13 protein-coding genes are annotated in these 14,135 nt (G+C 69.5%); 10 read left to right on the top strand and 3 right to left on the bottom strand.

Annotated features, from left to right (window positions below; all coding sequences use genetic code 11):
• Positions 1–32: 32 nt before the first annotated feature.
• From ENSA7_RS12915 to ENSA7_RS43590, 3 genes are all read right to left on the bottom strand, one after another.
• Positions 33–1,643 carry a hypothetical protein gene (locus tag ENSA7_RS12915; protein WP_106089578.1) on the bottom strand — a complete coding sequence of 537 codons (1,611 nt, stop codon included), beginning with the start codon at positions 1,641–1,643 and terminating at the stop codon, positions 33–35.
• 104 nt (positions 1,644–1,747) lie between these two features.
• Complete coding sequence (locus ENSA7_RS12910) at positions 1,748–2,059, bottom strand: hypothetical protein (protein WP_106089577.1); 312 nt, start codon at positions 2,057–2,059, stop codon at positions 1,748–1,750.
• Complete coding sequence (locus tag ENSA7_RS43590) at positions 2,046–2,204, bottom strand: hypothetical protein (protein ID WP_181233695.1); 159 nt, start codon at positions 2,202–2,204, stop codon at positions 2,046–2,048. The genes ENSA7_RS12910 and ENSA7_RS43590 overlap by 14 nt, the downstream gene beginning before the upstream one ends.
• A gap of 53 nt (positions 2,205–2,257) precedes the next feature.
• Here ENSA7_RS43590 and ENSA7_RS12905 point away from each other — a divergent pair, with 53 nt between their 5' ends.
• The 10 genes from ENSA7_RS12905 to ENSA7_RS45025 form a co-directional block, all read left to right on the top strand.
• Positions 2,258–2,533, top strand: a complete 276-nt coding sequence (locus ENSA7_RS12905; RefSeq protein WP_106089576.1) for an acylphosphatase — start codon at positions 2,258–2,260, stop codon at positions 2,531–2,533.
• 22 nt (positions 2,534–2,555) lie between these two features.
• Complete coding sequence (locus tag ENSA7_RS12900; RefSeq protein WP_106089575.1) at positions 2,556–4,244, top strand: hypothetical protein; 1,689 nt, start codon at positions 2,556–2,558, stop codon at positions 4,242–4,244.
• A gap of 78 nt (positions 4,245–4,322) precedes the next feature.
• Positions 4,323–7,133 carry a M16 family metallopeptidase gene (locus ENSA7_RS12895; RefSeq protein WP_146157639.1) on the top strand — a complete coding sequence of 937 codons (2,811 nt, stop codon included), beginning with the start codon at positions 4,323–4,325 and terminating at the stop codon, positions 7,131–7,133.
• 10 nt (positions 7,134–7,143) lie between these two features.
• Complete coding sequence (locus ENSA7_RS43585; protein ID WP_181233694.1) at positions 7,144–7,797, top strand: hypothetical protein; 654 nt, start codon at positions 7,144–7,146, stop codon at positions 7,795–7,797.
• A complete protein-coding gene (murE, locus tag ENSA7_RS12885) occupies positions 7,686–9,011 on the top strand; it encodes a UDP-N-acetylmuramyl-tripeptide synthetase (protein ID WP_280524000.1) in 1,326 nt (441 codons plus the stop codon). The genes ENSA7_RS43585 and murE overlap by 112 nt, the downstream gene beginning before the upstream one ends.
• 42 nt (positions 9,012–9,053) lie before the next feature.
• A complete protein-coding gene (locus ENSA7_RS12880; RefSeq protein ID WP_106089571.1) occupies positions 9,054–9,770 on the top strand; it encodes a DUF2461 domain-containing protein in 717 nt (238 codons plus the stop codon).
• Between the two features lie 66 nt (positions 9,771–9,836).
• A complete protein-coding gene (locus ENSA7_RS12875; protein ID WP_181233692.1) occupies positions 9,837–11,306 on the top strand; it encodes an SGNH/GDSL hydrolase family protein in 1,470 nt (489 codons plus the stop codon).
• Between the two features lie 143 nt (positions 11,307–11,449).
• On the top strand, positions 11,450–13,153 hold the full coding sequence (locus ENSA7_RS12870; protein WP_106089569.1) for an Ig-like domain-containing domain: 1,704 nt from the start codon (positions 11,450–11,452) through the stop codon (positions 13,151–13,153).
• Between the two features lie 67 nt (positions 13,154–13,220).
• On the top strand, positions 13,221–13,832 hold the full coding sequence (locus ENSA7_RS12865) for a hypothetical protein (RefSeq protein ID WP_106089568.1): 612 nt from the start codon (positions 13,221–13,223) through the stop codon (positions 13,830–13,832).
• A gap of 88 nt (positions 13,833–13,920) precedes the next feature.
• Positions 13,921–14,135 (top strand): hypothetical protein (locus ENSA7_RS45025; protein WP_219907958.1); only part of this gene is annotated, 215 nt, incomplete at its 3' end.

Genomic DNA, 14,135 nt, shown 5'->3' with positions numbered 1-14,135 from the left:
TTGCCGGGCGGCATCCGGCACCAATACGTGCGCTATTTCGCGAGATCGTCGTCAGCTCGGGGCTGCGGGGATGGCGCAGTCGGCTCGGCCAGGGGCACCGCTAGCGCCGTTCCCGGCCCTGCGGCCGGCTCGGTCTCGCCGCTCGATACCCCGCCCGACGATGCACGCTGGCGACTCTGCCCGCGAGAGCACCACCGCTCCTCAAACTCGCGCCACTTTACCTCCAGCCCGAGGAGGCGTAGGGCGAGCACTCCCACGCGGGCGGCCGCCCTGCAGAGCCAGCCGCGACCGGGGACAGTCCACAGACGCCGCAACTGCACGAAAACAAGCAGGCCGACGGCGAGTGAGAGCAGGTCCCACCAACGGAGGTCAGCGCCCCACCCGGCCATCTCGTTGAGCCATGGTTTGTTCGGATCCGCGCAGAGGACCTTCCATGAGTAGCGGCTTGGCAGGGCGCCGAGCGATTGAACCTCGTCGGCGAAGTGGTCGCCGAGCCGCCCGACACAGACCGCGATGAACGGAAGCAGGACGACCGACAGCGCGGTCAACAGGCGGGCGACGTAGTTGCGAAACGTTCCGATCCACTGGTACCCCTCGAAGTGCCGCCCCGCCAGCTCGGCATGACGACGGACGAGTCGCCGTGTCTCCCGCAGGGTCACGCTCAAGTAGCCGAGCAACGCCAACAACAGCAGCGAGACGACCGTCAGCTCCGGGGCGGGGATCGAGGCAATCGTGACGTTCTCGCGCTTCAACGACGCCCGAAATTTCTCAAGCCAATCATGCTGGACGGCGAGCAACCCGGTCGCTGTCGCACGTCCTCGGGCAACTTCGTATACCGGACTCGCGGCCAACGAGCGCGCCGATTCCACATGCGTGCGAAGTTCTGGACGTCGGCCGTCGGCGACCTGGTCTTCGAGGCTACGCGACACGATCGTGTGCGAGTCGAACCGGCGATCATGGACCACGAGATATTGATCCGCGCCGGGAGCACCGAGACGCTCGAGACAGGCGTGCTGGGAGCCAGGGCTTCGTTGCTCGACCTGGGCGCAAGCCTCGTGGATGTCGAGCCCGAACTCGATGGTGACTCTGTTCGCGCTGCTGCAGATCGCGCGCGCGGTCAGCGACCTCTGCATGACCTCCGTGAGCTGATCATCGTCGAGCGGCTGCTCGATCGTTGTCAGCATCGCCTCCATCTGGGGACGGAACTGGGCCTGCCCGAGTTCTTGCTCGCGGTCGAAAAAGTGGTTGGAAACGCCGATGTAGGTCGAGTCCTGCAGGTCGGCGACCACCACTTCCACCGGCGCGGTGGCTATGCTCGAGTGGATCCACTTGTGCGATTGGCCGTCATCTTGCCAGATGTCGGTGATGTCGCCGTGGGCGTCGACCACACACACCCACTTCACGTTCTCGTCTGGCTCGATCGCACCATTGATGAGTTCGAGCGCGCCCTGGACCGCCTGAATGCCCGAGACGGCCGCGCAATGGGTCCCCAATGGCGGAGTGGTCGGCCAGTACAGACCGATGACAGCCGCGCAGGCGATGACGATGGTGGTGTGCACCTTGCGGGCCGAGTCGAGCAGCTTTTCGGCCCGGCCAAAGTCCGGCTCGCCGGCTGCCTGAGCTGTGTCATCGTGGGGCGCCATTGAGCACGAGTCTACCCCATGTGCCTGTCGAGCTCGATCACAATTGCAAGAGTTTGCCCGCGCTCAATGTGCAGCTCGAGGCGGTGTCAGGGCGCCACTCGACGCTACGGCCCCCCAATCGGAAAGCAAACATCCAGGCAGGTATTTTCATCATGAAATTTATCGATCAATTCCATCGGCATCAACCCACCGCAATCATCCCAGATCATCACCGCCTGAAGGGCGCGCTCGAACGAGGCCGCGCACTCGGGATCCGCCAGACACTCGGCATAGCTCGGCGAGCAGGCCTCAAAACACTCGGCGCAGCCGGCCGGCGTGCCCTCGGTAGCGAAGTAAAAGTCGCCGGAGTGAAACGCGAACGCCGAGGCCGAGGTCTCGCCATCGCCGTCACCGGAATCGCCGTCACCGTCGCCCATCTCGCCAGGGACCGCCGTCGCCTGTGGCGCTCCCGTTCTCGACCGTCGCGGCGCCTGTGTCGGCGGGGATCGGCTCGGTCCCGCACCCCAGCAGCACCACAACGACGACCGTCGCCCACACCCGCCCACGTTCATGCTCAACCATGTTGCGAGCCTCCCCCCTCGACCGACGCCGCTCAATCGATCAGACTCCCAGCGATGACCGAGCGCCTCGAGCTACGCATCCGCGGCCGCGTCCAGGGCGTCTACTATCGCGCCAGCACCCAGTCGACCGCGACCCGCCTGGGCCTGCGTGGCTGGGTCCGCAACCGCGACGACGGCAGCGTGGAGCTGCTCGCCGAGGGGCCACGCCCGGCCCTGCAGGCCCTGCTCGAGTGGTGCGCCGAGGGCCCGCCCGGCGCGCGGGTGGACGGGTGTGAAGCGACGTGGGGCAGCGCTAGCGGGGAGTTCCAGGGCTTCTCGATCCTTCGCTAGGACTTGCCGTACCCTGGCGCGCATGAAGCCGAGCCTGTCGCTCCGACGCCGCATCTCTCCCATCGCGCTGGCCGCCATGTTGAGCCTGACCAGCTCCTGCAAGGACCAAAAGGCCGACGCACCCAAGCCGCAGCAGGGCGACGACGCACCCAAGCAGGGCGACGCCACCGAGCCGGTCACCCCGCCGCCCGCACCCAAGCCGCTGCCCGCGGTGGCGCCGGCGACCGTGGACTCGGACCCGATCGCCGACGTCGGCGACGTCGTCGCCACGGTCCAGCTACCCACGGGCACCAACGTGCAAGACCTGCTGCCGATCGTGGAGAAGTTCGCGCCGGGCATGTCGATGGCGGTCAAGCTGCAGCTGCCGACGATGCTCAATGAGCTGGCCGGCGTGAGCCTCGACGGGGCCAAGCTCGACGCGCCGATCTCGATCGTGGTCGTCAACCCATCGCTGGCTGACAAGCCCGTAGCGCTGCTGGTCGGGGTCAGCGATCTCGCCAAGCTGCAAGCCGCGGCCAAGGCCGGCGGCAGCGAGCTGCGCGAGCGAGACGGGCTCGCGCTGATCGGCCCGGCAGCGGTGGTCACCGCGGCCGAGGCGTTCGCGTTCGACAACCTTCAGAAGTACCCCGACCACACCGAGATCATCATCTACCCGTCGCAGCTCGTGGCGTCGCTGGGCTCGCAGATCGAGCTGGGCCTGGCGATGATGGACGCGGAGCTGGCCGCGACCAACCCGGGCATGCAGACGATGATGCGCATGTACGTCGACGCGCTGCTGGGCATGACCAAGCAGACCGAGCGGTTCGTGATCAGCGTGAGCGCGAGCCAGACCAGCACGGATCTGCACGCGCGCGCGTACCCGGTGGCGGGCAGCGAGCTCGCGGCGTTCGTCGCCGCCCAGAACCCGAGCACCCACGCGCTCGCTAGCAAGCTGCCCAGCAGCGCTGCCCAGACCATGTTCATGTCGGGTGAGGTGCACGGCGGACCGGTGACCGAGTCGCTCGTGGGCTTCATGGTCGCCGCCATGAACTCGATGTACGGCGGCGCGCTGCCAGTGGAGACCTGGACCGAGATCATGACCGGCTGGACCGAGACCCTCGACGGTCAGTTCGCGGTGACCATGACGATGAACCTGCCCAGCGGGACCGAGAAGCCGGGCATGCGCATGCAGGCGCTGACCGGGTCCACCGACCCGACCGCGATGCGCCAGGCGTGGCGCGACATGGTCGGCGCGCTGGCCAAGGGCCAGACCGACGGCGGGATCGACATGATGGGCATGAAAGTCTCGGTCGAGAATCGCAGCGACGTGGTCGAGCACGACGGGGTCGGCGTCGATCTCTACACGACCAACATCGACCTCGCGACCGTCCCCGAGGACCAGCGCGCGATGATGGAGGCCACGGGCAGCGCATCGCAGCAGGTGAACTTCGCCGCGTTCGACAATTTTGGCGCCATCGCCACCGCCGACGAAGACAGCGCGGCGATGCGAGCCCTGATCGACGCGGCGCGGGGCAAGGGCGAGGCCTTCCAGCCCGCGGGTGGGCTCGCGGCCGCGCTGGCGGTCAGCACCGAGCGCGGCGAGAGCATGTTCACCTACTTCGACCTGAGCACCGTCATCCCCGACGCCGCCAAGGTGCCGTTTCAGGCGATGGTGATGGCGTTCGGCAAGCACGGCGACGCCCTCGGGCTGCGGCTCTCGCTGCAGAACTAGAGAACCCGCGGCGGCTCCCAGTCGACCCCGGTAGCCCCCAGTAGCCCGCGAGCCGCGGGTGCTTTAACCTGGGGGACAGTGCGAGCAGCCGCGATCCCCGAGATGGCCGTCCACGTCCACACCCTGGACAACGGCCTGAGCGTGTACCTGAGCCGCAACCCGGAAGAGCCGTGGATCTCGTGCCGCGTGGCGGTCCGGGCCGGGGCGGCGCAGGAGCCTGCGTCGACGACCGGGCTGGCCCACTACCTCGAGCACATGCTCGCCAACAAGGGCACGCGCTCGCTCGGCACCCGCGACGCGGCGGCCGAGCAGCCCCACCTCAATCGGCTGCGCGAGCTCTACGAGCAGCTGCGCGAGACCGCGGGCGAGCCCCGGTCGCAGCTGTTCGAGCAGATCGACGAGGCCAACCAGGCCGCCAACCGCTGGGCGATCGCCAACGAGCTCAAGCAGGTCTACGGTCGGCTCGGGGCCCGGGGGTTCAACGCGTTCACCTCGCACGACCGCACCGTCTACGTGGTCGACATCCCCAGCAACCGCCTCCACGCGTGGGCCCGGCTCGAGGCCGATCGCTTCACCGAGCCGGTGTTCCGCGGGTTCCCGACCGAGCTCGAGACGATCATCGAAGAGAAGAACCGCGCGCTCGACAACCCGGGGCGGGTGCTGTCGATGGCGGCCAACGAGCTGGTCTGGGCCGGGCACCCGTACAGCCGCGACGTGCTCGGCGAGGTCGAGCACCTGCTGACGCCGTCGATCGCCGCGACCGAGCAATTTTTCTCGAGCTGGTACGTGCCCAACAACATGGCGGTGGTGCTCGCGGGCGATCTCGACCCGGCGGCCGCGCTGGAGATCGTGCAGGCCCAGTTTGGCCGGCTGCGCGCGGCCCCGCTGCCCTCGCGCGACGCCCCCTCGCCCGCGCCGCTGAATGGCCAGGCGCGGGTTGGCGTGGTCCACCGCGGCGACGAAGAGATCCGCCTGATCTGGCGCACGGTCCCGCGCGAGCACGAGGACGCCGATCCCCTGATGTTGGCGGACATGATGCTCGACAACAGCTCGACGGGCCTGCTCGACACCCGACTCGAGCAGCGCCAGCTGGTCCGCAACGCGGGCGCCTACCCCAACCTGCGGATGCTCGGCGGGACCGAGACCGTGTGGGGCCGGCCGCGCGTGGGCCAGAGCCTGGGCGAGGTCGAGGCGCTGCTGCGCGAGCAGGTCGAGGCGCTGCGCGCTGGCGAGTTCGCGCAGTCGGACCTCGACGATCTGATCGCCAACTTCGAGGTCGGCGAGCTGCGCAAGCTCGAGAGCAACAGCGCGTGCGCGGCCGTGATGCTCGACGCGTTCACCTACCAGCGCGAGTGGGACGCGGTCCGCACCCGACTCGCCAAGCTCGCGCAGATCGACAAGGAGCAGGTCGTCGAGGCCGCGCGCCGGTGGCTGGGCGACGAGCTCGTGATCGCCGAGCGCACCGCTGGCGAGCCTCCGGTCAGCAAGATCCCCGTGTTTGGGCTGAGCGAGCTGCAGCTCGACGCCGACTCGCGCTCGCAGATGTCCACGGAGGTCCTGGCGCTGCCGGCCCCGCCACTCGAGCTGCAGGTCCTGCAGGTGGGTGAGCACACCGAGCGCAGCACGACCGCCGCGGGGCTGCTGTATCGGACCCCCAACCCCAACAACGATCTGTTTCAGCTGACCGTGCGGGTGGGGCTGGGCAGCGCCCACGATCCCACGCTAAGCAAGGCGCTGGCGCTGTGGGGTCGCGCGGGGGTCGGCGAGCTCGACCTCGAGGGCTACCGCCGCGCGCTGTTTCGCGAGGCGGCCGCGGTCGCCGTCGACTGCCGCCGCCAGCAGACGGATCTGACCATGGCCGGGCGCGCCCCGACGCTGGCCAAGCTGCTCCCGCTCGTGCGCGAGCGGCTGCGGGCGCCGGTGCTCAGCGAGGCCGAGCGCGCCCGCTGGGCCGAGGACGTCGTCGGCAAGCGGATCCAGCGACGCGACACCACTGACTTCAAGTTCGCCACGCTCAAGCAGTGGGCGCTGCGTGGGCCCAAGAGCCCGTACCTGTGCGAGGCGCTGACCAACGACGAGGTCCTGGCCCTGAAGCTCGACGACCTGTGCGCGGCGCCGGGCAAGCTGCTGACCCACGCGCGGGTGAGCGTGTACGCCGGGCCACACGAGCGCGAGACCCTCGTCGATCTGCTCGGGCTCGACGATCCCTCGCCGCTGGCGGTGCCCGACTACGAGCCGCTGCGGCTCGACGCCCAGCCAGCCGAGCGCACGCGGATCTTCGTCGTGCACCACGAGGCCGCGCAGACCAAGATCGGGCTGTACCTGCCCAGCGAGCCCTACGACCCGACACGATCCGCGATCTACCGGTTGTTTCACGAGTACGTCGGCGGCTCGGCGGGGCTGGTGTTCCAGGAGATCCGTGAGGCGCGGGGGCTCGCCTACGCGGCGCATGGCGGTCACACGGCCGGGAGTCGCGTCGGCGATCAAAACCTGATCTGGGCGAGCTTGGCCTCGCGCCCCGATCGCAGCGTCGAGGCGGCGGCGGTGTTGCTGCGGCTGTTCCGCGAGTTCCCCCTCCACCAGCAGCGGTTCGAGCGGGCCCAGGCCTCGGCGCTCGAGCGGATGCTGTCGAGCCGCGTGCGGTTTCGGGGCTACGGGTTTGCGTTCGAGACCTGGCGCCTGCGCGGGCTCGAGGCCGATCCCGGGCCGGCCAGCTTCGCGGCGCTCGAGCAGCTGACCCTGGACGATCTGGGCCGCTTTGCCGGGACACTGGCGACCGCCGGCCTCGCCCTGGTGATCGTCGGGGACCTGGCCCGCACCGACATGACCGCGCTGGCGGGGCTCGGTGAGATCGAGCTGCGCGAGCTCGACGAACTCGTGGTCTACTGAGGCCGTCGCCATGCACGTCGACCGCTCCCGATTTCTGTTCCTGACCGCGTCGCTGGCCGCGGCCGCCTGCAATCAAGCTCAGTCTGCCAACCCCGACATCGCCAGCGGCGCCAAGGCTGCCCGGGCGAGCTCGAGTGGCGACGACGCCGAGCCGCTCGCCAATCGCGAAGCCGAGGCCAGCGGGCAGGCCTCGGTGTGGCTGGAGATCGAGCCCGGCACCGAGGACAAGCCCAGGCCCAGCGCCGACAAAGACTGCAGCAACAGCGCCGGTCAGCCTAGGGCCTGCTCGCTCACGGCGCCCAGCAGCCACTGTGAGAGCTTCGACTCCACGCTCGCGCTGTGTCGGGGGTTCCCCGAGTTCATGCAGCCGCGCGCGGCCGAGGCCGCCGTCGACTGCATGCTCGCCGCCAGCGGCACCCAGGCGATCTGCGACTGGCAGATCTGGCAGCAGTGCACGGGCGCCGGGCTGCAGGCCACCTGCGTGGACGCGCGCACGCTCTTGACCTGCGAGTCGATGAGCTCGAGCTGCGGCGGCGGCCTGGACGTGTTCACGTGCCAGCAGGCCCTGTCGGCGGTCCGCCCACAACACGCCGAGCGCGTGGCCAGCTGCATTCAGGAGTTCTGCGAGATCTCGTTTTGTGTCTCGGAGTTCTGGACGTTCTGAACATCTATCCGCCAGCGCCGGACTGGGCCGATGACATCACGTCGGTCGGCGTGACGGGCACCAACGGCAAGACCTCGACCACGCGCTTCATCGCCGCTGGTCTGGCGGCAGGGGCAGATGGTTTGGTCGCGCAGGTCACCACCGTCGCCGCCGGGATCGACGAGCCGCTCGGGCCGCCGCCAGCCAATCACGCGGCGTTCATCCAGCTGATGCAGCGCCTGTGGGATCGCGGTGGGCGTCACGCGGCGGTCGAGGCCACCTCCGCGACGCTGGGGCTGGGGTTCGCTCGCGCGTGGCCGTTTCGGGTCGGCGTGTTCACCAACCTCGGCCACGATCACCAGCGCACGCACGGCTCGTTCGAGCACTACCTGGCCTCGAAGGCCCAGCTGTTCGTCGCGCTGCCGCCGGGTGGCGTCGCCGTGCTCAACGCTGGCGATCCACATACGCCGCTGCTCGCCGAGGTGCTGCCGCCGGGCGTGCGAGCGCTGTACTTCGCGGGGCCGGACGCGCCCGACGTCGGCGTCTCGGTTCACCTGCGGATCTGCAGCGCGACGCCAAGCTGGGCTGGGCTCGCGCTCGAGCTGAAGCCTGCCCCCGAGCTGGCTCGGATCCCCCGTACGCTGGAGCTGCGGGCGCTCGCCCGGTTTCAAGCCCACAACGCCGCGGCCGCCCTGCTCGCCTGCGTCGCGCTGGGGGTCGACGGTTCGGCGGCCGCGGCCGCGATCGCCCTGCTCGCGCCGCCGGTCGGTCGGTTCGAGCTCGTCGCGCCACACAGCGTCCGCGCCGACGCACCGCGGGTGATCATCGACTACGCCCACACCCCCGAGGCGCTCTCGGCCGCGCTGGACAGCGCGCGGGCGCTCTGCTCGGGGCGCGTCGTGCTCGTGATCGGATCCGGCGGCGACACCGACCCGGACAAGCGACCCCCGCTGGGCACCGCCGCGAGCCTCGCAGACGACGTCTGGCTGACCAACGACAACCCCCGCCACGAAGATCCCGTTCGCATCGTCGAGGGGATCCGCGAAGGCCTCGGCGCGACCCCTCACCAGATCGAGCTCGACCGCGGCCGCGCGATCGCCCGCGCGATCCAGGCCGCGACAGCCAGCGACGTCGTGCTGATCGCCGGCAAGGGCCACGAGCGCCACCAGGACATCGCCGGCCAGCGGGTGCCGTCCAGCGACCACGACCTGGTACGCGACGCTCTGCGGCGCTGAGCGACGTGGCACAATCGGGCGAGTCGGCACCCAGGACAGCCCATGGCAGCAGCCCAGAAATCATCCAAGCCGCCGAAGTTCACCGGCTTCACCCCGGACCTCGTGCAGTTCCTCGGCGAGCTGTCGCTCAACAATGACCGGGAGTGGTTCGAGGCCAACAAGACCCGCTACGAGCAGCAAGTCCGCGAGCCCGCGCTGGCCTTCATCCGCGCGCTCGGGCCCAAGCTCAGCAAGGTCTCCAAGCACTTCGTCGCGAGCGACAAGAAGGTCGGCGGCTCGCTGATGCGCATCCATCGCGACGTGCGCTTCTCCACGGACAAGACCCCCTACAAGACCAACCTGGGCGTTCAGTTTCGTCACGAGGTCGGCAAGGACGTCCACGCGCCGGGCTTTTATGTCCACGTCGACACCGAGGGCGTGTTCTTGGCCGCGGGCACGTGGAAGCCAGACGCCGACACGCTCGGGTCGATCCGCCAGCGCATCTCGACCGAGGGCCCGGCCTGGAAGCGGGCCCGCGACAACGCCAAATTCGTGGCCCAGTGGGAGCTCGGCGGCGAGAGCCTGACCCGTCCGCCGCGCGGTTTCGCCAAGGACCACCCGTTGATCGACGACCTGCGCCGCAAGGACCACATCGCGGTGTGCAAGCTGAGCGTCGACGAGATCCTGGGACCCAAATCGATCGACCTGGTCGCCGCGCGCTTCGCTCTGACCAAGCCCTACGTCTCGTTCTTGTGCAAGGCGATCGACGTTCCGTTCTGATCGGCGACGGCCCGCTGCGCGGTCTTCGAGCTTGTCCCGATCCTGGCGGCGGGCGTACGGTCAGGTGTGGCCCCACTGACGATCGTCGCGCTCGGAGACAGCCTGACCCAGGGGTTCCAGCACGGGGCGATGCACCGCCCGGATTGGTCGTTCCCCGCGATCTTGGCCCGCAGCCTGGGGCTCAGTGTGCCCGCTCAGCATCGGGTCCCGGAGTTCCTCGGGGCCGGTCACCCGCTCAACCTCGAGCACTTCGTGCGCCACCTCGAGCGCGAGCTCGGGCCCCGGATCGAGACCGGTGAATTGCTGCGGCGGCTGCCCAGGCTGGTGCCGGCCTATCTCGACGAGATCGAAGACTTCTACGAGCGCGGTCCCGGCTCGAAGCCCAGCCGGTCCGACACCTACTTTCACAACCTCGCGGCCTGGGGGTTTCGGGTCGGCGACGCGCTGCGGCTCACGCCCCGCGCGTGCGCGGCCATGATCGAGCAGCAAGAAGGGCGGATCCAGGACGACCCGCTCGGGCTGCCCTGCGCGCCGATGTACCGCTCGGCCCGGCAGGTGCTCAACCCGGCCAGCGTGCCCGCACGCGACGACGCGACGATGCTCGGCAACCTGCGGGCGCTCGCGGCTGCAGAGCCGATCGACGTGGTGACCTTGTGGCTGGGGTCCAACGACTGTCTGGCGACCGTGCTCGAGATGCACATCGAGGACACGCCCCGCAGCTATGTCGGCACGGATCCGATCGCGCGCCGCCGGTTCAACCTGAGCTCGGCGGCGCAGTTTCATGAGGACTATGATCGCCTCCTCGACGAGATCGCGCAGATCTTGGCGGGCAATCCGGGCCGCGGCCAGGTCTATGTTGGCACGGTCCCGCATGTGACGATCCTGCCGCTGACCAACGGGCTGGGCCGGCAGCAGGGCAAGTACTACGAGCGCTACGGCCGGTTCTTTCGCAATGACGCGAATCGCTCGGGGGCGCTCGCCAGGTGGCTCACCCGCGAGCAGGTCATCCATATCGATGAGCGGATTGACCTGTTCAATGCGTCGATTCGATCGTTGACGGCTGCGCACGGTTGGCGGCTCGTCGACATCGCCGCGACCTTCGATGAGCTCGCGGTCAAGCGCAACGATCACCACGCTGACCCCGGTCGGCCGCTGCGAGACTACCTGGGTCGCCAGGGCTTTCGGGACCACCCGTTGCTCGCGCTCGAGCGCCTGCCCTCGATCTTGGCGTACACCGTGGAGACCGGGCCCGACGGGGTTCGGCGCAAGACCGGCGGGCTGGTCGGGCTGGACCAGGCCCACCCGAGCACGGTTGGCTACGGGCTGATGGCCGAGCGCTTCTTGCAGGAGATCCAGGCCCACAATCATGACGACGCGCTGTTGCAGGCGGCCGCGATCGACTGGGGTGGCGTGCTGCAGCACGACACGCTCGAGAACGATCCACCCGCGCTGTGGGCCGACATGATGAACCACGCCGAGCGCTGCGCGTGGCTGTGGGAGGGGCTCAGCGCCGCGATCGCGCGACACGTGACTTGAGCCGCCGCGCCGCGCCAGCCAGGTTGGCCGAGCCGTTCAGGCTACGAATGGCGCCTGCAACCGCGCGAGGAGCCTCGCCCGAGCCGAAACCAGAAAAGATGAGACCCGCTGCAACACCCGCTCGCGCGGGCCGATAGCCGGGCATGCACCGCCTGCGCCTGCTCCCGTCTCTCACCCTCACCACCCTCAGCTGCCTCGCCGCGCCGCCGCAGGTCGATCTCGACGGCCCCCGAGTCGTCGCCAGCTCCCTGCCTGGCCCGCGCAGCGTCGAGATCTCGGTCCTCCCCGAGCTCAGCGTCGAGTTCAGCGAGCCGATCGACCCCGCGACCGTGCACGCGGGCAGCGTGGTGCTCGCGGCCTGGGACATCCTCGACGAGCGCTGCACCCTCACTCCGATCTGCGACGAAGGCAGCTGTGAGCGCGGCCGCTGCCAGACCCAGTCGCTGTCGTCCGGCGATCGCAGCGCGCTCGACCGCGGCGAGCTCGACCCCAGCCCGGACCACGTGATCCAGCTCGACCACGAGCTCGACGACGACGGCACGCACCTGCGCGTTCGTCCGCGGCGGCCCCTCGACGCGCACCGTCGCTACACCCTGCTGATCAGCCCCGCCCTGCGCGACCGCGGGGGCGCGCCGCTCGTCGACGATCACGGTCGCGCCGTCACCTGGCAGCGCGACTTCGTCACCGCCGATCGGGGCAGCGCCGGGCCCGAGCCGCAGCTGGTCGCCCCGACCCCCGCGAGCGTCGACGTGGCGACCAACCTCGCCCACGTCCAGACCCAGCTGTGGCCGCCGGTCCCGCTGCCGCAGCCCGACGCGACGCTCGAGCTCGAGGCCGAAGACGGCAACGCCAGCATCGCGCTGGTCGATCCGGTCGACTGTCCCGGCTGGGTCCCCGGCACCTGCCTGCGCTGGCGGCCGGCCCAGCCCCTGGCGCCCCACACTCGCTACCGACCCGCGGGCGGGACCCTCATCGATCGCCTGGGTCGCCCTGCCCTGCTGCCGGCCCCCGCACGCGAGACATGGTTTGGATCCGCGGCCGGCCCCGACGACGCGGCCCCGGAAGCCGCGCCGATCGCCCAGCTCCGGGGTCGGTGTTTGGCGATCTGGGTCGACGCAGGCGAGCTCGTCGAGGCGACCTTGAGCGTCGATGAGCTGCAGGGTCGCGCCACGATCTCGCAAGCCGGCTGGATCGGCCTCGAGCTCGACGCGGGCGTGGTCCCGGGTGATCAGATCGGCTGGTCGCTCGAGCTGCGAGACCTGGCCGACAACGGCAGCCAGCACCACGGTCAGCTGGTCGCCGACGCCAGCTTCGATCCCGAGCTGGCCCGCGTACAGATCACGGAAGTCCTCGCCAACCCGAGCGGCGCCGAGCCCCACGCGGAGTTCGTGGAGCTGCGCGCAGGGCCCCAGGGCGCCGATCTGGACGGCCTGTACCTCGCCGACGTGCCCCTGGCCGAGCTGCAACAAGCCTGGCTCGACGGAGATGATCTCGTCGGTGACCCGCTGCCCAGCGTGTCGCTCGTCGCGTCGGAGCTCGCAATCGTGGTCGCCAGCGGCTGGACCGCCGACGAAGCCAACGACCCTGCGCCGCCGCCTGCGACCAAGCAGCTCGTCGTCGACGCCAGCATCGGCGCGGGTGGGCTCAAGAACGCGGGCGAGCACCTGACCTTGTGGACGATCACCGCGCACGGGCCCACGCCGATCTCGACCTACGCCAACTGGATCGACACGGGCGCGAGCGCTCACAATGGTCGCAGCGTGATCGCGGGGACCGACGCCTGCGACCTGCCCGATCGCTGGCGATCCCACCCACAGGGCCGGTCGACGCCGGGACAGCTGCCATGACGGGGTCGTTCGAGTCGCTCGGGTCGTTCACTCACTCACCAGCACCCGCGCGCGGTATCATTGGCGAATGGACGACGAACGATCATCGAGCAGCTCGGGCTCGATGGCGGACGGTGCGGAGCACGAGCAGCTGGTCAAAGGGCTGACCTTCGAGACCGCTCGCCGCCACCTCACCCAGCAGTTCGGCGAGCGAGCCTGGCAGTCGCTGATGGACGACCTACCCCGGCGCACGCGCAGCCTGTTCGACGAGGCGCAGACCAGCGAGTGGTACCCCGAGGCCGAGCTGCGCCGCTTCATCCACGTCCTCCACGCCCAGCTCGCTGAAGGTGACGACGAGCGCTTCGCCGAGATCGCGCGGGCGCTCGCGCTCGCCGGGATCAGCCGGTTCTTTCGCATGGTCGTCGGGCTCGCGTCGGCGCGCTTCGTGCTGCTCAAGGTCCCCGTGGTCTGGAAGCGGCTGCGCCAGGGCCCCGCCAAGCTGCACACCGAGATCGCCGACGACGCCCGGGTCCTCGTCCACTACGAGAATTACCGCTACTGCCGCGACCCGATCTATCGCCAGCTGTCGATCGCCAATTGCCAGGCGCTGGTCGTGGCGGCCACCAACACGGTCCCGCCTGCGGCGGTGCTGCGCCACGACTCGCGCTCGATGACGCTGGCGTTCGAGCTGCTCAAATAGCGAAGATCGTCGACACGCGCGGATCGTGTTTTCAGCTCGGGTCAGGCTTCTGACCCGCTTGCAGGCGCCATTCGTAGACTGGTTCACCGTGGGCAGCGGACTGTTTTCAGCTCGGGTCAGGCTTCTGACCCGCTTGCAGGCGCCGTTCGTAGACTGGTTCACCGTGGGCAGCGGACTGTTTTCAGCTCGGGTCAGGCTTCTGACCCGCTTGCAGGCGCCATTCGTAGACTGGTTCACCGTGGGCAGCGGACTGTTTTCAGCTCGGGTCAGGCTTCTGACCCGCTTGCAGGCGCCGTTCGTAGA

The sequence above is a fragment of the Enhygromyxa salina genome, from assembly GCF_002994635.1.
In the GTDB taxonomy this organism is placed as follows: domain Bacteria; phylum Myxococcota_A; class Polyangia; order Nannocystales; family Nannocystaceae; genus Plesiocystis; species Plesiocystis salina_B.
This window is presented reverse-complemented; position numbering and strand designations above follow the sequence as displayed.